Genomic DNA, 25,567 nt, shown 5'->3' with positions numbered 1-25,567 from the left:
CGGAGGCCGGCACACGACCTAGGACGTCCTGAAGATCTTGATGGACGGGTCGGCATGAGCTGGGCTGCACAGGATCCCCGCTCTTGTGGGATCGGACAAGCCGCGCCGGTCCGAGTTGTCCGATCCGCCGAGTACGGCGGCGGGGTCGCCTTCTAACCTCGGCGGCATGAGGTCGCCGGAAAGCGTACAGAGCTGGCTCGACGAGCACTTCGCGCGGATCGTGGCCGAGCGCGGGGTGCCGGGCGCGTCGGTCGCCGTCCTGACCCAGGGCCAGGTGCTCACCGCCGCCGAGGGCGTCCTGAGCAGGGCCACCGGCGTCGAGGCGACCACCGACTCGGTCTTCCAGATCGGCTCGATCACCAAGCTGTGGACCAGCGCGCTGGTCATGCAGCTGGTGGACGAGGGCCTGGTGGACCTGGACGCGCCGGTGCGGGCGTACCTGCCGGAGTTCCGCGTCGGGGACGAGGCCGCGTCCGCCGTGATCACCACCCGGCAGCTGCTGTGCCACGTCGCGGGCTTCGAGGGCGACATCTTCACCGACACCGGCCGCGGCGAGGACGCGATCGAGAAGTACCTGGCCGCGATCCACGACATCCCGCAGCTCTTCCCGCCGGGAGAGGTGTTCTCCTACAACAACACCGGCTTCGTGGTGCTCGGCCGCCTGGTCGAGGTGCTGCGCGGCAAGCCGTTCGACGAGGTGCTGACCGAGCGATTGGTGGCGCCGCTCGGGCTCACGCACGTGGCGCCGAGCCCGTACGAGGCGATCCTGCACCGCGCCGCCGTCGGCCACGTGCCGGGCGAGGACGGCGCGACGGTGCCGGCGCCGGCCTGGGCCCTCGCCCGCTCGAACGCCCCGGCGGGCTCGATGCTCGCCATGACCCCGCGCGACCTGCTCGCCTTCGTCGCCGTGCACCTGGCCGGCGGGGCCGCGCCCGACGGCGCCCGCGTGCTGCGGCCCGGCACCGTGGCCGACATGTGGCGGCCGCAGGTGAGGCTGCCCCGGCTCACCGCCATGGGCAGCGCGTGGGGGCTCGGCTGGGAGATCGAGGAGCACGGCGGGCACACCGTCGTCGGCCACGACGGCGGGACCATCGGCCAGGCGGCCTTCTTGCGGGTCGCGCCCGGTCACGGCGTCGCGGTCGCGCTGCTGACCAACGGCGGCGACGTCTTCGGCATCTTCACCGACGTGCTGGCGTACCTGTTCGAGCAGCTCACCGGCATCGCCCTGCCGGGCCGCCCGGTGCCGCCGGCCGCGCCCCGGCAGATCGACCCGGCCCCCTACCTCGGCCGCTACTCCGACACGATCTACGACATCACCGTCAGCCAGGACGACGACGGCACGATCTGGCTCGACCGGGTGCCCAAGGACGTCATCGCCGAGATCGGCGAGAAACCGACGCGCACCCGGCTCGTGGCCTTCGAGGGCGACTCGCTGATCTCGCTCGACCCGACCCGCGGTGTCCACCAGGTCTTCGCCTTCATCGGCCGCGACGAGGCGGGCCGCGCGAAGTATCTCCATTACGGCCGCGTGGTGGCCCGCGCCTGAGATCTCCCGCTCACACCCTCCGGAATGAGGACCCGCATGACCCCCACCCGCACGAGGGCCCTCGCGGCGCTCGCCCTGACGCTGGCCGGCTCGGCCGGCCTGGCTGCCTGCGGCGGCGACGCGCCCGGCTCCGCCGCGCCGGGCGGCTCCGCCGCCTACGCCGGCGGCCGGACGTTCACCCTCAACCTGGCCTCGGACCCGGGCGCCCTGGACCCGCAGGGGTCGGCGACGAGCGCCCTGTTCGGGCTGACGCAGTTCGCCTACGACAACCTGGTGGCCGTCGCCAAGGACGGGACCATCCTGCCGCAGCTGGCGGCGTCGTGGACGGTCGAGGGCACGAAGGTCACCCTCCAGCTCAAGGACGGGATCACCTGCGCCGACGGCAAGCCGTTCACGGCGCAGACGGTGGTCGACAACATCACGTACGTGGTGAATCCGGACAACAAGAGCCCGTTCCTGGGGGTCTTCGTCCCGGCCGGGACGACCGCCTCCGCCTCGGGCTCCACGGTGACCCTCAAGCTCGCCGCGCCGGCCCCGTTCGTGCTGACCGCGCTGGCCAACCTGCCGATGGTGTGCGACGCCGGCCTGAAGGACCGCTCCACCCTCAAGGCCAGGACGAACGGCACCGGCCCGTACGTCCTCACCGAGGCGGTCCCCTCGACGCGGTACACCTACGAGCTGCGCAAGGGATACACGTGGGGTCCCGGCGGCGTCACCACGGCCGAGGCGGGCCTGCCGGCCAAGGTCGTCGTCAAGATCGTCCCGAACGAGACCACGTCCGCCAACGAGCTGCTGGCCGGCACCATCAACGCCGTCCAGATCACCGGCCCCGACGCCGACCGCCTGGCCAAGGCGGGCCTGGAGTCCGTGGGCCAGCAGGCGCTGACCGGCGAGCAGTGGTACAACCAGGGTGAGGGGCACGTCACCGCCGACCCGGCCGTGCGCCTGGCGCTCACCCAGGCGCTCGACCTCAAGCAGCTCCAGGTCGCGCTGACCTCCGGCAAGGGGGTGCCGCCGACCCAGCTCGCCGCCATGGACCCGCTCGGCTGCACCGGCGACGCGGTCACCGGCCACCTGCCGTCCTTCGACGTCGCCGCCGCCGGGGCCGCGCTCGACGCGGCCGGCTGGGCGAAGGGCCCGGACGGCATCCGCGTCAAGGACGGCAAGAAGCTCTCGCTCACCCTTCTCTACCCGAACTCGCTCGGCACCGGCGGCGGAGCCGCCGCCGAGCTCGCGGTCGCCGCGTGGAAGGCGGTCGGGGCCGAGGTCACGGCCAAGCAGCAGACCCAGACCGAGGCGTCCGGGGCGGTCTTCGGCACCGGCGCCTGGGACATCGTCTGGATGCCGCTCAACGTCAGCACCCCCGACCAGGTCATGCCGTTCGTCTCCGGCACCGCCGCCCCGAAGGGCACGAACTTCGCCCACATCGACAACGCCGGCTACCTCGCCGCCGCCTCCAAGGCGATGAAGGCGAACGGCGCCGAGGGCTGCAAGGACTGGTTCGCCGCCGAGCAGGCGCTCTACAAGGCGGCCGACGTGGTGCCGTTCGCCAACAACGTGATCCCGACGTTCGTCAAGGGCGCGAAGCTGTCCATCGTCGGCAGCATCGTCCCGACCAGCATCCGGATGCTCGGTTGACGATGAAGAGCCCGACCCTGGCCGCGCCCGGCCCCGGCAGCCGGGCGGCCGCCGTGTGGTCGCACCCGTGGCTCCGCTTCGCGCTGCGGCGGACGAGACGGCTGCTGCTGAGCCTCTGGGTCCTGGTGACCGCCTCGTTCCTGATGATCCACCTGGTCCCGGGCGATCCGGTGCGGGCCGCGCTCGGGCCGACCGCCCCCGCGGACCTGGTGCGGGCCACCAAGGAGGAGCTCGGCCTGCTGGACCCGCTCTGGCAGCAGTACGCCCGCTTCCTCGGGCGCCTGCTCCACGGCGACCTGGGCGTCTCGATCACCAGCAGGCTGCCCGTGGGCGAGATGATCGGCCAGCGGCTGCCGGCGACGGTGCAGCTCGCCGTGGCCGCGTTCGTCCTGGCGCTGGTCATCGCCGTGCCGGTGGGCGTGACGATGGCGGTGATCACGCGGCGCGGGAAGGGCCGGCGCACGGAGCTGGCCATCACCGGCACGAGTGTCGTGCTGAGCGCGATCCCCGACTTCCTGATCGCCGTCGGGCTCGTCTACCTGCTGGCGGTGCAGACCAAGATCTTCCCGGTGGCGGGCCTCGACGGTCTCGGCTCGTACGTGCTGCCGACGCTCGCGCTGGCGATCGGCCCCGCCGCGGTGCTCTCGCGCATCGTCCGCCTCGAGATGCTGGCCGTGATGGAGGCCGACTACATCAGGACGGCGCGGGCCAAGCGGCTCACCCCCGTCCGGGTGCAGCTCGTGCACGCCCTGCCGAACGCCGTGACGGCGAGCCTGACGCTCGGCGGCATGCTGCTCAGCTCGCTCGTGGCCGGGACGGTGCTGGTGGAGAACGTCTTCGCCTGGCCCGGCCTCGGCTCCACGATCGTCTCCTCGATCGTCGCCAAGGACTATCCCCTGGTGCAGGGCACCGTCCTGGTCTACGGCGTCGGGGTCCTGCTCGTCAACACCCTCGTGGACGTGCTGCTCGCGCTGCTCGACCCCCGCTCGACGATCGGAGCCACCTGAGATGCCGGCGGCACGCCTTCTGCGCCGTCCCGTGGGCCTGGCCGGGATCGGCCTGCTGGTCGTCGTCCTGTCCGTGGCCGTGCTCGGGCCGATCCTGTGGGGCGGGCGGGCGACGGTCGTCGACACGGGCAACCTGCTCGCCGGCCCGTCGGCCGAGCACTGGCTCGGCACCGACAACCTCGGCCGGGACCTGTTCCACCGGGTCCTCGTGGCGACCCGGCTCTCGATCGTGCTGGCGCTCGGGGCGACGGTGGTCAGCATCGTGCTCGGCCTCGCCCTCGGAGCCGCGCCGATGCTGGTGGGGCGCCGGTTGGGCCGCCTCATCACGTGGGCCGTCAACGTGCTGGTGGCCTTCCCCGGGCTGCTGCTCGTGCTCTTCTTCGCCGTGGTGTTCGGCGTCGGCGAGCGCGGCGCGGCGCTCGCGGTGGGGCTCGCCGGGGCGCCGTCGTTCGCGCGGCTGTGCCACACGCTCATCGCCGGCGTCGCCGAGCGGGACTACGTGGCCGCGGCCCGCATCGCGGGCGTGAGCCGGCTGCGCGTCCTGCGCCGCCACGTGCTGCCGAACATCGCCGAGCCGCTCATCGTCAACGCGACGATGGGCGCCGGCGGGGTGCTGCTGTCGTTCGCCGGGCTCTCGTTCCTCGGGCTGGGCGTGCAGTCCCCGGCCTACGACTGGGGCAAGCTCATGCAGGACGGGCTCAACGGCATCTACACCAACCCCCTCGCCGCGCTCGGGCCCGGCCTCGCCGTCATCCTCGCGGGCCTGGCCTTCAACCTCACGGGCGAGGCCCTGGCCACGGTCTTCGGCCTCGACGAGGTCACCGGCACCACCCGCAGGGGCCGGACCGCGACAGTGGCGGGCGAGCCTTGCCCGGCCGCCGCGACGACGCCCGCCGAGGGCGCCGTCCTGTCGGTGGACGACCTGCGGGTGACGATCCCCGGCGCGGACGGGCCCATCCGCGCGGTCCGCGGCGTCACGTTCGCCGTCCGTGACGGCGAGGCCGTGGGCGTCGTCGGCGAGTCCGGCTCCGGCAAGTCGATGACGGCCCTGGCGGTGGCCAGGCTCGTCGAGGAGCCGATCCGCGTCGAGGCGGGCCACCTGGCCTTCGCCGGGGAGGACCTCCTGACCGCCGGCGACTCCGCGGCCCTGCGCAAACGCCTCGGCACGTCGCTGGCCGTGGTGTTCCAGGACCCGATGACCTCGTTCAACCCGGCGCACCGGGTGGGGCCGCAGCTGGCCGAGGTCAGCCGCTTCCACCAGGGGCTGAGCCGCAAGGCGGCCTTCGCCCGCGCGGTCGACCGCCTGCGCGCGGTCCGGATCCGCGAGCCCGAGCGGCGCGCCAGGCAGCACCCCTTCCAGTTCTCCGGGGGCATGCGCCAGCGGGCGATGATCGGCATGGGGCTCATGGGGACGCCGCGGCTCATCATCGCCGACGAGCCGACCACCGCGCTCGACGTCACGGTCCAGCGGCAGGTCCTCGGCCTGCTCGCCGACGTGCGCCGCGACACCGGCGCGGCCCTCCTGCTCATCAGCCACGACGTGTCGGTGGTGACCGACGTGTGCGACCGGGTCCTCGTCATGTACGCGGGCCGCATCGTCGAGGAGCTGCCCGCGCGGAGCCTGCGGACGCTGGCGCGGCACCCGTACACGCGGGCGCTCGTCGCGGCCGTGCCGGACATGGACACCGACCTGGACCGGCCGCTCGCCGTCATCCCGGGGCTGCCGGTCGATCCCGCGCAGGTGCCGGACGGGTGCGCGTTCGCGGCCCGCTGCCCCCTCGCCGACGACCACTGCCGGTCGGTCGAACCCCTCCTGGAGGCCGACCCAGCGGGCAACCGGGTGGCCTGCCACAAGGCCGGGCAACCTTCGGCCGTCCGCGACGAGGAGGTGCCCGCGTGAGTGTCCTCGCCTTCCACGACGTGTGCGTGCGGTACGGCTCGCACACCGTGCTGAAGGACGTCAGCCTGGAGGTCGGCGACGGCGAGATCGTGGGCCTGGTCGGCGAGTCCGGCTCGGGGAAGTCCACCCTGGCGCGGGCGGCCGTCGGCCTGGCCCCCGTGACCGGCGGCCGGATCCTGCTGGACGGCCGCCCGGTGCCCGGCCGGGGCCGCGTGCGTCCGGTGCAGCTGGTCTTCCAGGACCCGTACTCCTCGCTCGACCCCCGCATGACCGTCGGCGAGAGCATCGCCGAGGCCATGCCGGAACGCCTCGGCAGGCAGGCCCGCCAGGCGGAGATCAGCCGCCTGCTCGCGCTGGTGCACCTGGACGCGGCCCGGGCCGGCGACCGGCCGGGGCGGCTCTCCGGCGGGCAGCGGCAGCGGGTCGCGCTGGCCAGGGCGCTCGCCGCCCGGCCCGAGGTGATCCTCGCCGACGAGATCACCTCGGCGCTCGACGTCTCGGTCCAGGGCGCCGTGCTCAACCTCGTCCGCGACATGCGGCGCGAGCTGGGCCTGTCCATGCTGTTCATCTCCCACAACCTGGCGGTCGTCCGGTACGTCGCCGACCGCGTGGCCGTGATGCACGACGGGCAGATCGTCGAGCACGGCCCTGCCACCCAGGTGCTCGGCGCGCCCCGGCACGAGTACACCCGCCATCTCCTCGCCGCGCTCCCCGGAGCGGCACGCCGGGCCTCCGGGGACACAGACGCCACGCCGCTCACCCCGACCGTTGCTAAGGAGCAGACATGACCAGCGCCATCGATCAGGCCCACTGGCAGAGCCGTCTCGACGAGCTCACGAGGAAGCACGGCGTCCCCGGCGCCCAGCTCGGCATCCTCCGGCTCGGCGACGGCGACGGCGACGGCGGTGACGAGCTCGTCACGGCGGCGGCGGGCGTGCTGCACGCCGGCACCGGCCAACCGGCCAGCACCGACTCGGTCTGGCAGATCGGCTCGATCACCAAGGTCTGGACCGCGACCGTGATCATGAAGCTCGTGGACGAGGGCCGCTTCGCGCTCGACACCCCGGTGGCGAAGATCGTTCCCGGTTTCCGGCTGCGCGACCCGGAGACCACCGCGGCCGTGACCGTCTGGCACCTGCTCACCCACACCAGCGGCATCGACGGCGACCTGTTCACCGACACCGGCCGGGGCGACGACGCCCTGGAGAAGTACGTCGCGCTGCTGGCCGACACCGCGCAGAACCACCCGATCGGCGTCACCTGGTCCTACTGCAACGCGGGCTACTCCCTGCTCGGCCGCATCATCGAGGTCGTCACCGGCAGGACCTGGGACCAGGCGATGAAGGAGCAGCTCTTCGCTCCGCTCGGCCTGACCCGCACCACCACCCTGCCGGAGGAGGCGATGGTCTTCGGGCACGCGATGGGCCACGTCAAGGGCGGCGAGGAGCCCGTGGTCGCGCCCGTGTGGGGCCTGCCCCGCTCGGTCGGCCCGGCCGGCCTGATCACCTCGACCGTCGCCGACGTGCTGGCCTTCGCCCGGCTGCACCTGACCGGCGGGCTCGCCGCCGACGGCACCCGGGTGCTGAGCGAGCGGAGCACCGCCGCGATGTCGGCGTACCAGACCGACTGCCCCGAGAAGCACCTGCTCGGCGACTCGTGGGGGCTCGGCTGGTTCCGCTGCGACTGGAACGGCCACCGGGTCTGCGGCCACGACGGCAACACCATCGGCCAGGCGGCGTTCCTGCGCGTCCTGCCGGAGGCCGGCGTCGCGGTCGCGCTCACCACCAACGGCGGCAGCACCCGCGACCTCTACGCCGACCTCTACGACGAGATCTTCGGCGAGCTCACCGGGGTGCGGCTGCCCGCGCCGTTCGAGCCGCCGGCCGAGCCGGTCACGGTGGACCTGACGCCGTACGCGGGCACGTACGAGCGCGAGTCGGTGCGCATGGAGGTGTTCGAGGAGGACGGCAAGCCGATGCTGCGCACCACGCTGACCGGCCCTCTGGCGGAGCTTGAGGGCGAGCAGGTGGAGACGTACGAGATGATCCCGGTCTCGCCGGGCATGTACGCCGTCCGCCCCCAGGGCATGGAGTCGTGGGCCCCGGTCACGTTCTACTCGCTGCCCACCGGCGAGGAGTACGTCCACTTCGGCGCCCGCGCGACCCCCAAGAAGCTAGGCTGACCGTGCCGCTGACCTCGCGTGGCTCCCTCGGCCTCCCGCCGCTCCTCGCCGACCTGCGCGAGCTGGTCGAGTGCGAGTCGCCCTCCTCCGACCACGCCGCGATCGCCAGGTCGGCCGGCCTCGTCGCCCGCGTCGGGGCCGCCCGGCTCGGCGCCGAGCCTGAGCGGATCGTCATCGACGGCTGCTCCCACCTGCGGTGGCGTTTCGGCGGCGGCGACCGGCAGGTGCTGCTGCTGGCCCACCACGACACGGTCTGGCCGCTCGGCACCCTGGCCTCCCGCCCGTTCGAGCTGGCCGGCGGCGTGGTGCGCGGCCCCGGCTGCTTCGACATGCTCGCCGGGCTCGTCATGGCCGTGCACGCCGTCGCCGACCTGCCCGCGCGCGCCGGCGTCACCCTCCTGGTGACCGGCGACGAGGAGATCGGCTCGCCGAGCTCGCGCGCGCTGATCGAGGAGGAGGCCCGGCGTTCGCGGGCCGCGCTCGTGCTGGAGGCGTCGGCCGACGGCGGCGCGCTCAAGCTGGGCCGCAAGGGCGTGTCCATGTACGAGGTCCAGGTCACCGGCCGCGCCGCCCACGCCGGGCTGGAGCCGGAGAAGGGCGTCAACGCCACGATCGAGCTGGCCCGCCTCGCCGTCGCGGTGCACGCCCTCGGCGACCCGGCGACCGGCACGACGGTCACCCCTACCGTGATCGGCGCGGGCACGACGCCGAACACGGTGCCCGCGTACGGCTCGTTCGCCGTCGACGTGCGGGCCTGGACGCGGGCCGAGCAGCTCCGGGTGGACCGGGCGCTGCGCGCTCTGGCGCCGTCCGAGCCCGGCGCGGTGATCGAGATCGCCGGCGACGTCAACCGGCCGCCGCTGGAGGAGCCGGCGAGCCTGGCGCTGTTCGAGCGGGCCGTGACCGTCGCGGCCCGGCTCGGGCTGCCGCCGGTCACGGGCACGGTGGTCGGCGGCGCCTCGGACGGCAACTTCACCGCGGGCGTCGGCACCCCGACGCTGGACGGCCTGGGCGCGGTGGGCGGCGGCGCCCACGCCGACCACGAGCACGTCCTCGTCGACCGGCTGCTCGACCGCACGGTGCTGCTGCGCGAGCTGATCGCCGAACTCCTGGAGGAGCGGGCATGAGCATCCAGGCGTCCGGCGGGCGTGACGTGGGCGTCGAGACCTCCGCCGCCGGCCTGGCGGCGGAGGACGCGGCGCGATGGGCGGTGCAGGCGGGCGTGACGGTCCGGGAGCTGCGGGAGCTGGACGAGGCCCACGCCGTGATCGCCCTGCTCGTCGAGATCTGGGGCCGCCCCGAGAACCCCCTGATCACCGTGGAGTTCCTGCGGGCGCTGACGAAGGCCGGCAACTACGTCGCCGGCGCGTACGACGGGGACCGGCTGGTCGGGGTCTGCATCGGCTTCCACGAGGAGCCGGCCGCCCGCACCCTGCACAGCCACATCGCCGGGGTGGCGCCGGGGCTGGCAGGCCGGGGCACCGGGATGGCGCTCAAGCTGCACCAGCGCGCGTGGGCGCTGGCCCGCGGCATCGTCGCGGTCGAGTGGACCTTCGACCCGCTGGTCAGCCGCAACGCCTACTTCAACATCGTCAAGCTGGGCGCGCTGCCGGTGGAGTACCTCACCAACTTCTACGGCGCGATGCACGACGCCATCAACGGCGGCGACGACACCGACCGGCTGCTGGTGCGCTGGGAGCTGCTCTCGCCGCGGGTCCGCGCCGCCTGCTCGGGCACGCCCCGCGAACGGCCGGCCGCCGGCCCGTCGAGCAGGCGGGTCGCGGCCCCGGCCGACATCGAGGCGCTGCGCGTCCACGACGCGGCCGCCGCCCGGGGCTGGCGGCACCGGCTCCGCGCCGAGCTGGAGCCGCTGATGGCCGCCGGCGGCCGCGTCGTCGACTTCGACCGCGAGCTCGGCTACCTCGTCCGGCTCGCCGGCCCCGACACCGAACAGATCCGGAGAACCCCATGAAACTGCGGGGAGTCGAACTTCGCCGCGTCTCGATGCCGCTCGTGTCGCCGTTCCGCACCTCGTTCGGCACCCAGAACGAGCGGGACATCCTCCTCCTCAAGGCCGTCACCGACGACGCCGAGGGCTGGGGCGAGTGCGTCGCGCTGGCCGACCCGCTCTACTCCAGCGAGTACGTCGGCTCCGAGCTGGACGTGCTGCGCCACCACCTGCTGCCCCGGCTCTCCACCCCCGAGGGGCAGGCGGCGATCGCGCGCTCGGGCGCCGCCGCGATCGCGGGCCTCACGCACCCGGTCAAGGGGCACCGCATGGCCAAGGCCGCCCTGGAGATGGCCGTTCTCGACGCGGAGCTGCGCGCGCTCGGCCGCTCGTTCGGCCGGGAGCTCGGCGCCGTCCGCGAGCGCGTCCCCAGCGGGGTGTCGGTCGGCATCCACGACTCGATCCCGCAGCTCCTGACGGTCGTCGAGGGCTACCTGGACGCCGGGTACGTGCGCGTCAAGCTGAAGATCCAGCCCGGCTGGGACCTGGAGCCGGTGGCCGCCGTCCGCGCGCGGTTCGGCGCGGACGTGCCGCTCCAGGTGGACGCCAACACCGCCTACACGCTGCGCGACGCCCGCCACCTGGCCAAGCTCGACGCGTTCGACCTGCTGCTGATGGAGCAGCCGCTGGAGGAGGAGGACATCCTCGGTCACGCCACGCTGGCGCGGCACCTGGCGACGCCGATCTGCCTGGACGAGTCGATCGTCTCGGCGCGGACCGCCGCCGCGGCCATCACGCTCGGCGCCTGCCGGATCATCAACATCAAACCCGGCCGGGTCGGCGGCTACCTGGAGGCCCGGCGGATCCACGACCTGGCCGTGGCCCACGGGATCCCGGTCTGGTGCGGCGGCATGCTGGAGACGGGCCTCGGCCGCGCCGCCAACGTCGCCCTGGCCGGCCTGCCCGGATTCACGCTGCCGGGTGACGTCTCGGCCTCCGGCCGCTTCTACCGCACCGACATCACCGAGCCGATCGTCCTGGACGACGGCCACATCGCGGTCCCCGACGGTCCCGGGCTGGGGGTCACGCCGATCCCGGAGGTGCTCGACGCGGTGACGACGGCCACCGAGTGGATCGCCCTCTGATCGTCCGACGACCGGACCCCGCGGCTCGGGCTCCTATACTGCGGGGCGTGAGCCAGCGTCCCCGTGCCAGCCTCGGCCGGGTCTTGGACGATCTCGGGACCACCCTGCTCGAACTGGTCGCCGGCGACGTCGATCAGCGCGAGGAGATCAGCGGGCTCGTCATCCACGACCCGCTCGACGAGCCCGTGCTCGCGCCGCGCTCGCTGGTGCTCGGCGTCGGCGTCGACCCGTCGGGCGGCACGCTGTCCCGGCTGCTCGGCACGCTCGGCGACCACGACGCGGTGGGCCTGGTCGTCCGGGCGCCGGTCGCCCTGACCCCCGACGTGCGGGAGGCGGCCGCCAGGAGCGGCGTGGCCCTCATCGGCCTGCGCCGGGGCGCCACGTGGGCGCAGCTCACCGCGCTCATCCGGTCGATGCTCGCCGAAGGGGACATCGGCGAGCACGAGCACGAGTCGCTCGGCGGGCTCCCGTCGGGCGACCTGTTCGCGGTGGCCAACGCCGTGGCCGCGCTCCTCGACGCCCCCATCACCATCGAGGACCGCAACTCCCGCGTGCTCGCCTTCTCCGGCCGCCAGGACGAGGCGGACGCCTCCCGCGTCGAGACGGTCATCGGCCGGCAGGTCCCCGAACGCTACGCCACCCGCCTGACCGAGCTGGGCGTCTTCCGCGACCTCTACCGCTACCAGCGGCCGGTCGTCGTCACGCCGCAGGATCTCGGCCACGACGGGATGACGGTGCAGCGCGTCGCCATCGCCGTCCGCGCCGGCGACGAGATCCTCGGCTCGATCTGGGCCGCCATGGACGGCGAGGTGGACAGCGAGCGCGCCGATGCCCTGCTCGACGCCTCGAAACTGGTCGCGCTGCACCTGCTGCGCATCCGCGCCGGCGCCGACGTGCGGCGGCGGCTGCGCGCCGACCTGATGGCGACGGTCCTGGAGGGCGGCGCGGGCGCGCGCGACGCGCTCGCGCGGCTCGGCCTGTCCGGCCGCACCCTCGTCATCGTGAGCGCGGCCCTGCTCACCGGCGACGACCACGCCTGGGCCGCCGACCACGCCAGGGCCGCCGAGCTCGAACGGCTCGCGGACGCCCTGTCGGTCCACCTGTCGGCGGTGGTGCCGTCCGCCGCCGTGGCGGCCGTCGGCGGCACGGTCTACGGGCTGCTGCCGGTGATCGTCCCGACCGGCGACCCCGGGCAGCGGGCCGTGCGGCTGGCCTCCGACTTCGTGGACCGGGTCGGCGGCAGCCTGCCCGCCATCGTCGCGGTCGCCCCGGCCGGGCCGGACATCAGCGGCATCGTCCACGGCAAGGCGCAGGCCGACCGGGTGCTCCGGGTGATGCGCGAGGGCCACACCGGGCTCCGCGTGGCCCGGCTGGACGACGTCCAGACGCTCGCCCTGGTCCTGGAGCTGCGGGACCTCGCGGCGGCGCGTGGCGAGCGGCCGGTCGGCGCGATCGCCCGCCTGATGGAGTACGACGAGCGCAACAACGCCGGCCTCGTCCAGTCGCTGGAGGCGTGGCTGAACGCCCTCGGCGACGTGGGCAAGGCCGCCGCCGCGCTGTTCATCCACCCCAACACGCTGCGCTACCGGCTCAGGCGGGCCGCCGAGGTCGGCGAGATCGACCTGGACGACCCGGAGCAGCGCTTCGCCGCGATGCTCCAGCTACGGATCCTGGCACCTGGCTGTCGGCCACCACGGTAGCGGGTCCCGGCGAGCTCGAGATCCACCCGGCGCTCCCGCTGGGGCGCCGAGTCGCCGGCACAACGCAGTCACGCGGCCCGCGTCTCGATCGGCGGCCGGGCGGGCGGCGTCAGGACGGCAGGCGGGGCGTGTCGGCGAGTTCGGAGCGGGCGTCGATCGACGTCCACAGCTCGGCCGCCTCCGCCAGCGCCTCGTGATCGTCGTACAGGATGCCGCGGGCGCGGGCCAGCGTCGCGGCGGCCCACGTGCTCTGCTCGGCGTACGGCGATGCGGCGGCGACCCGCTCGGCGGCCTCCGGCAGACCGGCGACGACGGCCAGCTCGGCCCCGGCGGCGCGGGCGTACGACTCGTACCAGCGGACGGAGAAATCCGCGAAAGCCCGCTCGACCAGCACGGACGCCTGGCCGAACGCGCGGGTGCGCATGGCGACCCGGGCCTCGACGAACGCGGCGAAGGCCGCCAGGACCGGCGAGTCGGCCGCGTCCCCGACCCCGGCCGTGTCCAAGGCCCGCGAACGCCACAGCTCGAACTCACCGGTGCCCGCCAGCCCGTGGGCCAGCGCTACGGCGTACACGCCGGTCGCCAGCCAGCCGCTGCGCGGACGGCCCGCCTGCTGCCAGGCATGCCACATGACCTGCGCCCTTTCGAACACCTCGGGGAACCGGCCGCTGAGCGCGAGGGGCCGGATGAGCTTGGGGATGGACAGGTGCGAGTGCTCGCCGGCGGCATCCCGGCGCTCGGCCTGCTCGGCGATGGCGATCGCGGCGGGCAGGTCACCGACGCACAGCGCGGCACGGGCGGCCGAGTGGAAAGTGTCGACGATCTCCGCCGCGGCGGCCGGCTCGTGCGCCGGCAGGTCCTCGACGAGAGCGAGCCGTTCCTGGCAGATCCGCTGGACCTCGCGCATGCGGCCGGCCGCCGCGTTCGCGCGGGTGAGCGCGTCCAGCGCGCCCAGCAGGACGAGCGGGTCACCGCACGCGCGGGCACTGCCGACGGCGCGACGGGCGAGCTCCAGGCCACCTTGATGCCACGCCCACGCCGTCGCGACCAGCGCCGACGTGCGCGCGTCGACCGGCGCCGAAGCCGGTTGAAGCCCTGACGTGCGGGCATCGGCGGATGCCGGAGCCGCCGGGAGCCCTTCCACGAGCTGCGCGCGTACCTGCGCCAGGCCGTCGCCGCGCATGTACCGGTGGGAGACCATCAGCGCCGAGGCGAGCGTCGCCGTACGCAGGCACGCGTCGTCCGCCTGTCCGGCGGCCCGCAGCAACAACTCCAGCGCCAGCCGGCCGTCGGCGATCGACACGGCCGTGTCGGCGGCGTTCAGCAGGTCGCGGTGCCGGTCCGCAGCGGCGCGGGCCCGGTCGGCGGCGGCCAGGTAGTGGGCGATCGCCTCCCGATGGAAGCGCCGCGTGAACGCCAGGTGCGCCAGCGACCGCGCCAGCCGGTGCGCGTCCACATCCGGTACGCCCGGAGTGTCCGCCAGCGTCGCCCGCAGGTCATCGGCCACCAACGCGAACTGCGGCTGCCACCCGCCGTCGAGCCGCGACTCCAGCCGCGCCGCCGCATCGGCGGCCCAGCGCAGCCGAAGCCCCAGCGTCGCCTGGGTCTCACCACTGTCGGCGAGCCGGTCGGCGGCGAAGGCCCTGATGGTCTCCAGCAGCCGCCACCTGCTCCCCCCGACGACCCCGACCAGGCTCTTGTCCACCAGCCGCCCGATGAGGTCGGCCACCGCACTCGGCGAAACCTCCGGCATGACCGCCGTGGCCGCCGCCAGGTCGAACCCACCGGCGAACACCGACAGGCGGCGCAGCAGCGTACGTTCTTCCTCCTCCAGCAGGTCGTAGCTCCAGTCGATCACCGCGCGCAGCGACCGGTGCCGCCGCGGCCTGCCCCGCGCCCCCGACAACAACCGCAACCGATCCTGCAGGCCCACCAGCAGGGCGTCGACCCCCAGCGCGGCCACCCGCGAGGCGGCCAACTCGATCGCCAGCGGCAGCCCGTCCAGCCGGGCGCACACCTCCGCGATCACCGCGGGCTCCGCCGCGAACCCGGGATCGGCCTCGCGCGCCCGCTCCAGGAACAGCGACGCCGCCTCCTCCGCCAGCGGCGGCACCATGATCACCCGCTCACCGCTCAGCCCCGGCCGCTCCCTGCTCGCGATCAGGACGCCCGCCCGCGGGCAGGCCGCACGCAGCCGTTCGACCAGGTCACCGACCTCCTCCAGCAGGTGCTCACAGTTGTCGAGCACCAGCAGCGAGCGGCCCAGCGCGAGCCGTTCGGCCACCACCTGCTCCAGCGGCTGCGGAGGTCGTTCGGCCAGGCCCAGCGCGTCGGCCACGGCCTGCAGCACGAGACCCCCGCCGACCGGCGCGAGATCGACGAACGCCCCGCCGGCCGCGAACTCCGCCGAGGCCGCCTGCGCCACGACCGCCGCCAGCCGCGTCTTGCCGACCCCGCCCGGCCCCACCAGGCAGACCGGCGTGAACCGGGCGAGCGCTTCCAGCGTCTCCCGGCGCTCCTGACGGCGTCCGACGAACGACGTGGGACTGACCGGGATCCGCACGACGTGCCCCGGCTTGACCGACGGCGACTGCATCGCCGCCAGCGCCGTCCTGTTGGCCACGCCGTACTTGCGCAGCAGCGAGGACACGTGACTTTCCACGGTACGGACCGACACCTGCAACCGCCGGGCGATCTGCGCGTTGGACAGTTGCTCGGCCACCCCGGCCAGCACCTCGGCCTCGCGCGGCGAGAGCTCATTGGGGACCATGCGCCCCATTGTGCCCGGTGGTCGCTCCGTGGCGAATCCGTACGCCCTCCGCGGCCCGCACGGATGCCCACGCCTGCCGCCCTCTGATCGCCCACGGTGATCTCGACGCATACTGGCGTTTTCACCGCGCCCGGCAACACGAGCGTGTCCACCAGGACGGATACTCCCTCACGGCCTGATCGACGACGGCATGTCCTCGACCCTGATGGCGCTCACCCAGGCCTTGTTGGTGGCGTACATCTTCTGGAAGTTCTGGTATGTCATCGTCTGGTCCTCGAAGAACGCCTCCTTATGCCGACCTGAGCGTTGATCATGAGGCCGGCACCCAGCATCACCATGTCGATCGCCGCGGTGAGAACCACCGCGACCGTCATGGTCAGGTTGCGACGGAGGCCGATCCAGACCTCGGAGAAGATGAAATTCGCCCGCATTTCGCGTCTGCAGCTCCCTGTCAGTACGCCTGGCAGTCGAGCACCTCGAAGATGCCGATGCTCGTCACGAGGCCGAAGGTGCCCGTGGGCTCGTCAGCCTGTTGACGAACGCGCGGGCGACGCCTGCGACTCGCCGCCGGGCTTTTTCCTCGCAGAACAGCTCGACTCTCATATCTCAGAGACGGTCGGCTGCCCGGTTCGCTGCTCGGCTGAGGTGATCTCAGCGCCGCTGCCGGCAAGGGGGGGCAAGGCCGGCCATCCCCGGATCACTGGCCCGGGCCCGACAGTGCCGCCGACTCGAAGCTGCGCAGATATCCCATGACGAGGTCGGCCAACGCGGCCCGCCGCGACTGCCCCTGCGGGTCGGGGGCGGGTTCGCCTCTGACGAGGAGCTCGCCCGGCCTCCCCGCGCGGCTCGCGCTCACGCCCGCGGCTCCGGCTGCCGTCGTGCCGGCCGACCCGTTGGCCCCAGTGAGGACGTAATGACCGGCCAGTAACTCCTCGATGTCGCCGCTCACCTGCACCTGCCCGTCGTTCAGCATGACCAGCCAGTCACAGGTCTCCTCGATGTCGGCGACCGCGTGCGAGGACAGCAGCACGGTCAGCTCCCGCTCGGCCACCGCCGCCATGATCAAGCGCATCACATCGTGCCGGGCGAGGGGGTCGAGATTGGCCAGCGGCTCATCCAGCACGAGCAGGTCGGGCCGTCGGGCCAGCGCCAGCGCGATCGCCACCTGCGCCCGCTGCCCGCCCGACAGAACGCCCACCTTCCGATCCAGCGGCACACCCAGCCGGCCCAGCCGGTCACGGGCGGCGCCGTCGTCGAATCGAGAGTTCACCCGGCGGCCGAAGGCGAGCATCTCGGCGGCGGTGAACCTCTCGGTCAGCGGCCTGTCCTGGGCCACGAACGCCACCTCACCGTGCACCACAACGCTGCCGCACGTGGGTTTGAGCATGCCGACGACAGCGTGCATGAGCGTGGTCTTGCCCGCGCCGTTCGGCCCCATGAGCGCGGCCACGCGCCCGGCCGGGATCGACAACGAACAGTCGCACAACGCCCAGAAGCGGCGGTAGCGGACACCCAGCCCGTCCGTCTCCAGTGCCGGCCTCACGCCGCCCCTTCCTTCGCGCTCTTCCCGGGACCGCCCTTCTGTGAGTCCGCGAGGACAACCGTGAACAGCGCCCTCAGGTCCTCCTGGTCGAGCCCGGCCTCGCGGGCCTCGCGGACCCACCTCTCCAGGCCGCGCCGCAGTCGCGTGTGAGCGACGAGTGTCCCACCCGGGGCACCTTCCAGCACGAATGTCCCCATACCCGGCCGCCCTTTCACCAGCCCGTCCCGCTCCAGCTCTCGGTAGGCCTTGAGCACGGTGTTGGGATTGATGGCCAGGGTCTCGACCACCTCGCGGGCGGTCGGCAGTTGGTCACCCGGCCGCAGCGCGCCGAGCCTGAGAGCCTGCTTGACCTGGTGGACGAGCTGAAGGTAGGTCGACACCCCCGAGCCGCGGTCGAGGTGAAACTCGATCACTACAGCACCCTTTCACTAATGGAATACAGAAAGGGTGCTGTAGTCATCGAATGTTGTCAACTTCACGAGAGCCGATCTCCGCGTTCCTGGAGCTGGCACGGCGCCCGCAACGTTCAGCCCTCAGCCGGTGGCTCTGTGCGGGCAGGACCTCGCACGATGTGAACCAGCAGGATGGAGACCTGTGATTGCGGGATCGCGGAGGGCGGCAGGAGGGATTCGGTCATCGCCGACCTGTCACCGGCCGGTCGCACGCCCAAGCGCGCCGCCATCGCCTCTTTCGCCAAGTGGGCGGTCCTTCAGACGATCAAGCCGCCTGGCCGAGCCGGACGGCCAGGCCGTCCAGCAGCGAACGCAGGCCCAGCTCGAACAGGTCGTCCAGGATCAGGTCGTAGCTTTCCGCGGCCAGGGTGGTGAGCACCCTGGCGAACGTCGGATGGCGCCCAGAGCTGACGATCGCCTCCATTCTCGGTGCCTGGAGGTCCATCCACTCGTTCTCGGACAACCCGGATGCGCTGAGTGCCTGCCGCTCGCGTTCCAGATGGATCGCGATGCCCTGCACGTGGCTGAAGAACAGCACGTGCAGGTCGCACATGGCGGAATCGCTGAGGCCGAAGCCGTCCAGCGACGCGAGCGCCCACTCCGCGTGCACGGCCAGGTTGGGCAACGGCAGCGGCCGGGTGATCGGGCTGAGCTGCGCCAGCCATGGATGCCGCCGGTACAGCGACCACAATGTACGCGCGCAGAGCTCCAGCCGAGCTCGCCACCCGGTCGGCGGCTGCGCCGGGTAGCCCCGCTCGCCGAACACGGCGTCGGCCATCAGCATGACGAGCTCGTCCCTGCCGGCGACATGCCGGTACGGCGCCATCGCCGCCACTCCGAGCCGGGCCGCGAGGCCGCGCATGGACAGCGCGGCGATCCCTTCGGCGTCGGCGATCGCGATGGCCGTCCGCACGATCCGCTCGCGGGTGAGCTCTTGCTGGTTGCCGTGTGCGGACCGGTGCGCCGGGCGGGGTTTCGCCGCCGGCGCCCGGCGGGGCCCGGTCACCACTGTGCCGGACCGGGGTTCGGCGCGGACCAGCCCCTCCTCGGCCAATGTGGCAAGCGCCTTGGCGGCGGTGGCCATCGCGACACCCCACTCGGCGGCGATGCGCCGGGTTGAGGGCACCTTGGCGCCCGGCACCAGCTCGCCCTGGGTGATTCGGCGCCGCAGATCCGCGGCGATGCTCAGGTATCGCGGCTCGGTCGGCATACCCACCCCTGCCTGTGCTGCTACAGACGACAACTGTACTAGGTCAGTGTTGGCCTTATCCACAGTAAAGCGGCATCGTGTGCGCTGTAAGCGCGGGGCGCGTACGGCGTATGACCGTGAAGGAGCACCATGAGGAACGTCCTGATCTCCGGGGCCGGCGTTGCCGGCCTGGTCCTGGCCTATTGGTTGCGGCGCAACGGCTTCTCGGTGACCGTGGTGGAGCGTGCGCCCGGCCTGCGCAGGGGCGGCCAGGCGGTCGACATCCGCGGCGTCGCGCTTGAGGTGATGGAGCGGATGGGTCTCGGCGAGCGGATGCGGGCGGCGCGCACCCGGATGCGCGGCATGTCCATGATGGACGGTGACGGCAACGAGCTGTTCCGGTCCGAGGAGCGCACTTTCAGCAGCGGCCGGCTGGACAGCGAGGACGTCGAGCTGCTGCGCGAGGACCTTGTCGCGATGTTGTACGAGGCGACCAGGGGCCGAGTCGAGTACGTCTTCGACGACTCGATCAGCACCCTGCAGCAGGACGAGAACGGGGTCCGGGTTCAGTCGGAGAACGGTGTCATCCGTGCCTTCGACATCGTGATCGGCGCGGACGGCGCGCGCTCCATCGTGCGACGGCTCGCCTTCCGGCCGGAGCAGCACCTCAGCAAGCACCTCGGCCAGTACGCGGCGACCTTCTCGATGACCAACTTCCTGAAGCTCGACAACTGGCAGATGTGGTTCCGGGACGAGACCGCAGGTGCCGGTGGTGCCCTTTACCCCGTCCGCGGCAACACTGAGCTGAGGATCACCCTCGGCTTCATATCCGACCCGGTGGCCTACGACTATCGAGACATCCAGCAACAGAAGCAGATCGTCACCCGCCGGCTCGCCGGCGTGGGCTGGGAGACCCCGAAGCTGCTGGCCGCCATGGCCGACGCGCCGGACTTCTCCTTCGACGCGATGGCGCAGATTCATATGGACCGATGGAGTGTCGGCCGGGTGGCACTGGTCGGTGACGCCGGTTACTGCGCCTCCCCCCTGTCCGGCCAGGGCACCAGTCTTGCCCTGGTCGGCGCCTACGTGCTCGCCGAGGAACTGAGCCGGCCCGACATCGGCCACGCCGCCGCGTTCGCCGCCTACGAGCGGCGGATGCGCCCGTTCGTCGCGCTCAATCAGGCACTGGCCACCGAGAACCCGACCGGTCCCCCTGCCGAGGAGTCAGTGGAGCGGGCCAAATATGCGATCTCGCTCGACGCCGCCGGCCCCGACGCAGGAGCCGCCCACGGCGACCGAGGGCATCTCCCACCCCCTTGACCAGCCGGCGGCGATTGACGGAAGCGGGGTCGGTCAGCACGCTGCGCACAGACGAGGGCGCCCGGCTGCGCCGTGTGGTCCCTGCGTGGCGAGCCCGTACCTCCTGCGTGCCGAATCCGTACCTCCTCCGTGGTGGTCCAGCGATCCGTACGGATGCCCCGGACCGTCACGGCGGGCCAAGCTCGAGGCAGCACACGGACAACGAGAGGCATCCATGATCGAACACGCCACCTCCAGGCCAGGGCGACGCCTGGCCCAGGCAATCACCTCGGCCCAGGCCGGCGCCGACAGCACCCCGCCGCTCGGCCACGGGTGCGAGGGCGTCGACCTGAAGGGAGTCCTACGCCATGATCACCGTTGACAGCACCCTCGCCGCCGGCGTCTGGGTCGGCGATCCCGTTCATTCCGACATCTCATTCAAGGTCCGTCACATGGGCGTCGGCAAGGTCAGGGGAAGGTTCGCGCTCGCCTCGGCGGCGCTGAGCGTCGGCGAGGACGGTGGCCGGGTAAGCGCCCTCATCGACCCCGCCTCGGTACACACCGGCAACGAACAGCGCGACCAGCACATCCGGTCGGCCGACTTCCTGGACGTGGAGAAGTACCCGCAGATCGCGTTCACCTCGACCGAGGTCCGCGGCTTCGACGGCGAGACCTTCGTCCTGGTGGGTGAGCTGACCCTGCACGGTGTCACCAGGACCATCGAGATGGGGGCCGAGTTCCTCGGCGTCGTCGACGACCCGTCCGGCGCGAAGCGGACCGGGTTCTCGGCGACCACCACCATCAGCCGCGCCGCGTTTGGCGTCGACATCCAGCTCGGCTTCGGCGTCGGCAACGTGGCGGTCGCCGACACCATCGAGATCGCCATCGAGATCGAGTTCACGGCCGCCGGACCGGACCCGCGATGACTGTCGCGGCATCCCGTCGGACGTACTGAACGCCATCCCAGGAGTTCGAATGTCAAGCCGCAGCACTCCGGACGTGAGGCAACCAAGCGGTCGCTTCATCGTAGAGCGTGCCGGTTCTGAGGCAGCCGGCGGGAGAATCACCAGTGACCTGATCAAGCAGTGCTCACCCCGACACCGCCGGTGGGCAACGACATCCCCGTAGCGATCAACTCTCCCGGCCGACCGGCAGGGGGCCACCAACCACCGAGTCTGCCGCAGGGCGACTCGCTAACACTGATGAGGACCGCGAACATGAGTAGGACCGTGCTGTACATGTCGATGTCGGTGGACGGGTTCATCGCCGGGCCGAACGCGGCGCCGGGCAACGGGCTCGGCGACAACGGGCATCGGCTGCATGAGTGGTTCCTGCCGGATGCCGACGCCGATCGCAGGAGCGACCTCGGCCACCTGGCGGGCGCGAATCGTGAGGTCATGGACGAGGTCCTGGCCACCGGGGCGGTCGTCGTCGGCCGGCGAACGTTCGAGCTCGCCGACGGCTGGGGCGGCGACCACCACGGCGGCGTGCCGATCTTCGTCCTGAGCCGCCATCAGCCCGATCCCGAGCCGCGATGGCCCGGGGTCACCTATGTGAGCGAGGTGACGGCCGCGATGAACATGGCCAAGGACATGGCCGGCGACAAGAACGTCCTGGTCCACGGAGCCCGCACCGCTCAGCTCGCCCTCGCCGCCGGCGTCCTCGACGAGCTGCAGATTCACCTGGTCCCGGTCCTGATCGGACAGGGTGAACCGCTGTTCGGGGACATGCCGCCCGATCACATCGAGCTCGAACTGCTCCGCGCCGCGGACGGGCCGGGCGTGACGCACCTGCGCTACCGGGTCAGGGCGGAGGTCTGAGGCGATGGCAGTCATCCGGCTGTACATGACCATGTCCCTGGACGGTTACGTCACCGGGCCGCAGGACAGCCCGGACACCCCGATGGGAATCGGCGGGTTCCGGCTCTTCGACTGGCTCGACCGGCGCAACGCCCCGGGACCCAGCCGGCAGGTGTACGCCGAGGCGCAGGCCACCCGCGCCGTGATCGCCGGCCGCCGCACGTACGAACACGCCGACCGCTGGCAGGGCGACCACCACGACGGCGTCCCCATCTTCGTCCTGACCCACAACGTCCCGGACGACCCGCCGCCGGGCAGCGTCCGCTACGTCACCGACGTCCGCGAGTGCGCCGCACAGGCCCGCGCGGCGGCCGGGGACAACGACGTGATGGTGCACGGCGCCGGGGCGGCACAGGCGCTGCTGCGGGCAGGGCAGCTCGACGAGCTCGAACTGCACCTCGTACCGGTCCTGCTCGGTCAGGGACGCCGGCTGTTCGACGACCTGCCGGCCGAGCACATCGAACTCGACCCGGTCCGCCGGTTGACCACGCCGCAGGTCGAGGAACCCACTCAGCACGTCACGCACCTGCGCTACCGCATCCGCCGCCCGTAACCCGTGAGTACCGCGCCCCAGCGAGATCGTTCGGTGAGCTTCAGCCATCGACCAAAGTCGGAGCCGGTCACGACTTTGGCCTACTGCGGCCCGCACACCGGTTTCGCAAGTGTGGTGCCATGAACGAGCGAAAGGCGCCGTTGGCGAAAGGCACGTACGCCGATCGCCTGGTGATCAACGGCTGGGACGGCAAGACCGATCTCTCCCGCCGCCCCGGTGAGGTGATCTCGGTGCGGAACGAGTGCACCGATCTGTACGGACGTTTCGCGGGCGGGCTGCCGAAGGGCTGGATCACCTCATGAGGCGGCCGTCGGCAGGGCTCCCGGCGCGGGTGATGGCGGCGTCGGCGGCGCTTGCGCTGATCATGTCGGTGTGCGGGGCCGCGGACGCGAGGGACCCGGTGGCGCGGACCGACCTGGGGCCAGTGCGCGGCGTCGCCGAGCCGGGCGTACAGGTCTATCAGGGCATTCCGTACGCCCAGCCGCCGACGGGCGCACGGCGCTGGACCCTCCCGGTGCGCCCCCGTCCCTGGACCCGGGTGCGTGACGCGCGCCGCCCCGGGCCGGCGTGCGCGCAACTCGACGAGCGGGGCGCGGTCGCGGCACGCTCGTCGGAGGACTGCCTCTACCTGAACGTCACCACCCCCGGCGGCGAGCCCGGCAGGCGGCGGCCGGTTCTGGTCTACCTGCACGGTGGCGCGTTCAGCTCCGGCGCCGGCAGCGACTTCGACGCCCGCCGCCTGTCCACCATCGGCGACGTGGTCGTGGTGACCGTCAACTTCAGGCTCGGCGTGTTCGGCTTCTTCGGGCACCCGGAGTTGCCCGGCTCGGGCACCTACGGCCTGGCCGACCAGCAGGCCGCGCTGCGCTGGGTGCGAGCCAACGCCGCCGCGTTCGGCGGGGACCCGCGCAGGGTCACGCTGATGGGCGAATCCTCCGGCGGAGCGAGCGTCTGCGCCCAGCTCACCTCCCCCCAGGCGGCGGGCCTGTTCCACCGCGCCGTCATCCAGAGCGGCTCCTGCCTGCAACGCTGGCCCAGGAACGTCATGGCTCCCGGCCTGGAGGCCATCTCCTACTGGGCCTCACGCGCGGACACCGAGGCCCGCGGCACCAGGGCCGCCCGGGAACTGGGCTGTGCGGGAGCGCGAGCGGCCACCTGCCTGCGCGGCCTGGACACCGGGAAGCTGCTCGCCCTCAACGGCCGCTTCACCCGGCCCGCCTACGGCACCCCGGTGCTGCCCGCCGACCCGGCCGCCGCACTGCGCTCGGGCGACTTCCACCGCGTGCCCGTGATGCAGGGCAACACCCGCCACGAGCACCGCCTGTTCACCCGGCTCTTCGAGCTGGACCAACCGATCGACGACGCCCGCTACCGGGCGCTGCTCACCACCACCTTCGGCGCCCGCCAGGCCCGGCGCGTGTACGCCGAATACCCGCCCCGCGCCTACACCCGCGACTCCACCGGCCCCGGCGGAGCCGGTTCCGCGGCCGCGCTCGCCTGGGCCGCCGTCGGCACGGACGTCGGCTGGGTGTGCCCCACCCTCACCGCGAGCAGGCTGCTGGCCCGGCACGTGCCCGTCCACGGCTTCGAGTTCGCCGACCCCGACGTGCCGGACATCGTCGGCCTGTTCCCCAAGGGCTACCCGACCGGCGCCTACCACGGCTCGGAGCTGCCCATGCTCTTCGACATCGACAGCACGTCCGTCACCCTCAGCCCGGCGCAACGGCATCTGTCGGCGCGGATGATCCGCTACTGGAGCACGTTCGCCGCCACGGGAAACCCCAACCACGCCGGCCTGCCCCGGTGGCAGGCGTACCCGTCCGTCCAGGCCCTCGACTCCGCGCCCCGAGGCATCTCCCCCGTGGACGCGAGCACCACCCATCACTGCCGGTTCTGGGCCACCACGCCCGGGCTGGAGGGAGGAGCCGGCTAAGGGTGGCGCATTCCCGCTGCGCGTGGCAAGGGTGAACGCGTAACCCCTACGCACCGGACACGCCGCCTCGACCACCCGACCCCACGCCTCCCAAGCGACGCCTCCCAAGCGACTCCGTAGCGGCGTAGTGCCCAGCGTCGAACACCGGCGAGGATCGAGCCATCCTGGAGCAGGTGGCCGAAGACTGGGGTGCGGCTGGGCCGAGGGCGGCCCGACGGGTGATGTCCCGTGCTTCGTGGTCACTCACCAGGCCCCGGCCCGGCCGTACCCGCCTGTGTTGACCTTGGAGGCAGCCGGAACAAGGGAGAAAGACACCGCGGCCAAGAGTTCCCGGTGGTCAGTGGCGTCGGCGGGGCGGCGGTTTCGTAGAGCATCCGCCACAGGGTCTTCTCACGCAGCGGCACGTCCCGGCGCGACAACAGCCGGTGGATCGTCGTCTTCGTGACCGCCTTGGTTTCGTCCGGAGTCTCGCGGCGCCTAACGACATCGCCTGGAACCGACGAGGCCACCCACCGCTTCCACGTCGCTGGCGCGCGCTCACCCCACAACCGGGTGAGCGCCGCTCCGACCTCGCCGTCGGCTACCTCAGCCAACAGCCGGCTCGCACCCAGAACCGCGACAGTCCGGTCGATCGCCGAAAGCGTAGGCGCGATGCGTGTTCGGATCGCCGATCCGATTCGTCGACAGCGACTGCTCGGCGGCCCCGCGAGGTCGACGCCCTGATTTACCGGATTTACCGGATAACGTGCACGAGTCACGCACTGTCCCGGGGAATGAATACCCTGGTCGACTCCGGTGGCTGGCAGCCCATGTGACCGGTGCCGTCACATATTCGCCCTACTCGTATTCCTCCGCCGTGAGGTCAACGCGGGCTGCGGACCCGAGAGGCTCGAAGGGCGGCGT

Annotated in this window: 20 protein-coding genes and 1 pseudogene; 16 read left to right on the top strand and 5 right to left on the bottom strand. The window is 72.5% G+C overall.

Features of this window, described 5'->3' with window-relative positions:
- Nucleotides 1–166 precede the first annotated feature (166 nt).
- The 10 genes from AB0H75_RS48605 to AB0H75_RS48560 are packed head-to-tail and all read left to right on the top strand — an operon-like array spanning nt 167 to nt 13,066.
- Nucleotides 167–1,546, top strand: a complete 1,380-nt coding sequence (locus AB0H75_RS48605) for a serine hydrolase domain-containing protein (RefSeq protein WP_367808596.1) — start codon at nt 167–169, stop codon at nt 1,544–1,546.
- 36 nt (nt 1,547–1,582) lie between these two features.
- Nucleotides 1,583–3,184 carry an ABC transporter substrate-binding protein gene (locus AB0H75_RS48600; RefSeq protein ID WP_367808594.1) on the top strand — a complete coding sequence of 534 codons (1,602 nt, stop codon included), beginning with the start codon at nt 1,583–1,585 and terminating at the stop codon, nt 3,182–3,184.
- Nucleotides 3,185–3,186: 2 nt separating this feature from the next.
- Nucleotides 3,187–4,191, top strand: a complete 1,005-nt coding sequence (locus AB0H75_RS48595; protein WP_367808592.1) for an ABC transporter permease — start codon at nt 3,187–3,189, stop codon at nt 4,189–4,191.
- Nucleotide 4,192: 1 nt separating this feature from the next.
- Nucleotides 4,193–6,091, top strand: a complete 1,899-nt coding sequence (locus AB0H75_RS48590; protein ID WP_367808590.1) for a dipeptide/oligopeptide/nickel ABC transporter permease/ATP-binding protein — start codon at nt 4,193–4,195, stop codon at nt 6,089–6,091.
- Complete coding sequence (locus AB0H75_RS48585) at nt 6,088–6,879, top strand: ABC transporter ATP-binding protein (protein WP_367808588.1); 792 nt, start codon at nt 6,088–6,090, stop codon at nt 6,877–6,879. Before AB0H75_RS48590 ends, AB0H75_RS48585 begins: the two co-directional genes overlap by 4 nt.
- The gene (locus AB0H75_RS48580) at nt 6,876–8,273 is read left to right on the top strand and encodes a serine hydrolase domain-containing protein (protein ID WP_367808586.1); all 1,398 of its coding nucleotides are present in this window, start codon (nt 6,876–6,878) and stop codon (nt 8,271–8,273) included. The genes AB0H75_RS48585 and AB0H75_RS48580 overlap by 4 nt, the downstream gene beginning before the upstream one ends.
- A 2-nt stretch (nt 8,274–8,275) precedes the next feature.
- Complete coding sequence (locus AB0H75_RS48575) at nt 8,276–9,400, top strand: M20 family metallopeptidase (RefSeq protein ID WP_367808584.1); 1,125 nt, start codon at nt 8,276–8,278, stop codon at nt 9,398–9,400.
- Nucleotides 9,397–10,245, top strand: coding sequence for a GNAT family N-acetyltransferase (locus AB0H75_RS48570; protein WP_367808582.1), 849 nt, complete (start codon nt 9,397–9,399; stop codon nt 10,243–10,245). Before AB0H75_RS48575 ends, AB0H75_RS48570 begins: the two co-directional genes overlap by 4 nt.
- Complete coding sequence (gene menC, locus AB0H75_RS48565; protein ID WP_367808580.1) at nt 10,242–11,366, top strand: o-succinylbenzoate synthase; 1,125 nt, start codon at nt 10,242–10,244, stop codon at nt 11,364–11,366. Before AB0H75_RS48570 ends, menC begins: the two co-directional genes overlap by 4 nt.
- A gap of 47 nt (nt 11,367–11,413) precedes the next feature.
- Nucleotides 11,414–13,066: a PucR family transcriptional regulator gene (locus AB0H75_RS48560; protein WP_367808578.1), complete on the top strand. Its 1,653-nt coding sequence runs from the start codon at nt 11,414–11,416 to the stop codon at nt 13,064–13,066.
- A gap of 109 nt (nt 13,067–13,175) precedes the next feature.
- Here AB0H75_RS48560 and AB0H75_RS48555 read toward each other — a convergent pair whose 3' ends face one another.
- The 5 genes and pseudogenes from AB0H75_RS48555 to AB0H75_RS48535 all read right to left on the bottom strand — a co-directional run bounded on the left by AB0H75_RS48555 (nt 13,176) and on the right by AB0H75_RS48535 (nt 19,041).
- Entirely contained in the window at nt 13,176–15,836 is a 2,661-nt protein-coding gene (locus AB0H75_RS48555) for a LuxR C-terminal-related transcriptional regulator (RefSeq protein WP_367808576.1), read from the bottom strand.
- A gap of 296 nt (nt 15,837–16,132) precedes the next feature.
- Nucleotides 16,133–16,267 (bottom strand): annotated as a pseudogene (locus AB0H75_RS48550) (ABC transporter permease); the annotation flags it as partial.
- Between the two features lie 266 nt (nt 16,268–16,533).
- A complete protein-coding gene (locus tag AB0H75_RS48545; protein ID WP_367808574.1) occupies nt 16,534–17,379 on the bottom strand; it encodes an ABC transporter ATP-binding protein in 846 nt (281 codons plus the stop codon).
- Nucleotides 17,376–17,792, bottom strand: coding sequence for a GntR family transcriptional regulator (locus tag AB0H75_RS48540; RefSeq protein WP_367808572.1), 417 nt, complete (start codon nt 17,790–17,792; stop codon nt 17,376–17,378). The genes AB0H75_RS48545 and AB0H75_RS48540 overlap by 4 nt, the downstream gene beginning before the upstream one ends.
- A gap of 304 nt (nt 17,793–18,096) precedes the next feature.
- Nucleotides 18,097–19,041, bottom strand: a complete 945-nt coding sequence (locus AB0H75_RS48535; protein ID WP_367808570.1) for a TetR/AcrR family transcriptional regulator C-terminal domain-containing protein — start codon at nt 19,039–19,041, stop codon at nt 18,097–18,099.
- A gap of 129 nt (nt 19,042–19,170) precedes the next feature.
- Here AB0H75_RS48535 and AB0H75_RS48530 point away from each other — a divergent pair, with 129 nt between their 5' ends.
- From AB0H75_RS48530 to AB0H75_RS48505, 6 genes are all read left to right on the top strand, one after another.
- Nucleotides 19,171–20,340 (top strand): FAD-dependent monooxygenase, encoded by a 1,170-nt coding sequence (locus tag AB0H75_RS48530; protein WP_367808568.1) that lies wholly within the window; start codon nt 19,171–19,173, stop codon nt 20,338–20,340.
- 347 nt (nt 20,341–20,687) lie between these two features.
- Nucleotides 20,688–21,245, top strand: coding sequence for a YceI family protein (locus AB0H75_RS48525; protein ID WP_367808566.1), 558 nt, complete (start codon nt 20,688–20,690; stop codon nt 21,243–21,245).
- A gap of 291 nt (nt 21,246–21,536) precedes the next feature.
- Nucleotides 21,537–22,139: a dihydrofolate reductase family protein gene (locus AB0H75_RS48520; protein ID WP_367808564.1), complete on the top strand. Its 603-nt coding sequence runs from the start codon at nt 21,537–21,539 to the stop codon at nt 22,137–22,139.
- 4 nt (nt 22,140–22,143) lie between these two features.
- Nucleotides 22,144–22,731 carry a dihydrofolate reductase family protein gene (locus AB0H75_RS48515; RefSeq protein ID WP_367808562.1) on the top strand — a complete coding sequence of 196 codons (588 nt, stop codon included), beginning with the start codon at nt 22,144–22,146 and terminating at the stop codon, nt 22,729–22,731.
- A 119-nt stretch (nt 22,732–22,850) separates the two neighbouring features.
- Nucleotides 22,851–23,033: a hypothetical protein gene (locus AB0H75_RS48510; RefSeq protein WP_367808560.1), complete on the top strand. Its 183-nt coding sequence runs from the start codon at nt 22,851–22,853 to the stop codon at nt 23,031–23,033.
- Entirely contained in the window at nt 23,030–24,664 is a 1,635-nt protein-coding gene (locus AB0H75_RS48505; RefSeq protein ID WP_367808558.1) for a carboxylesterase/lipase family protein, read from the top strand. The genes AB0H75_RS48510 and AB0H75_RS48505 overlap by 4 nt, the downstream gene beginning before the upstream one ends.
- Nucleotides 24,665–25,567 lie beyond the last annotated feature (903 nt).

This window comes from Nonomuraea sp. NPDC050783 (genome assembly GCF_040802095.1).
Classification (GTDB): Bacteria; Actinomycetota; Actinomycetes; order Streptosporangiales; family Streptosporangiaceae; genus Nonomuraea.
Note: the sequence above shows the minus strand (reverse complement) of the source record. Positions and strands in the feature narration are given on the sequence as shown.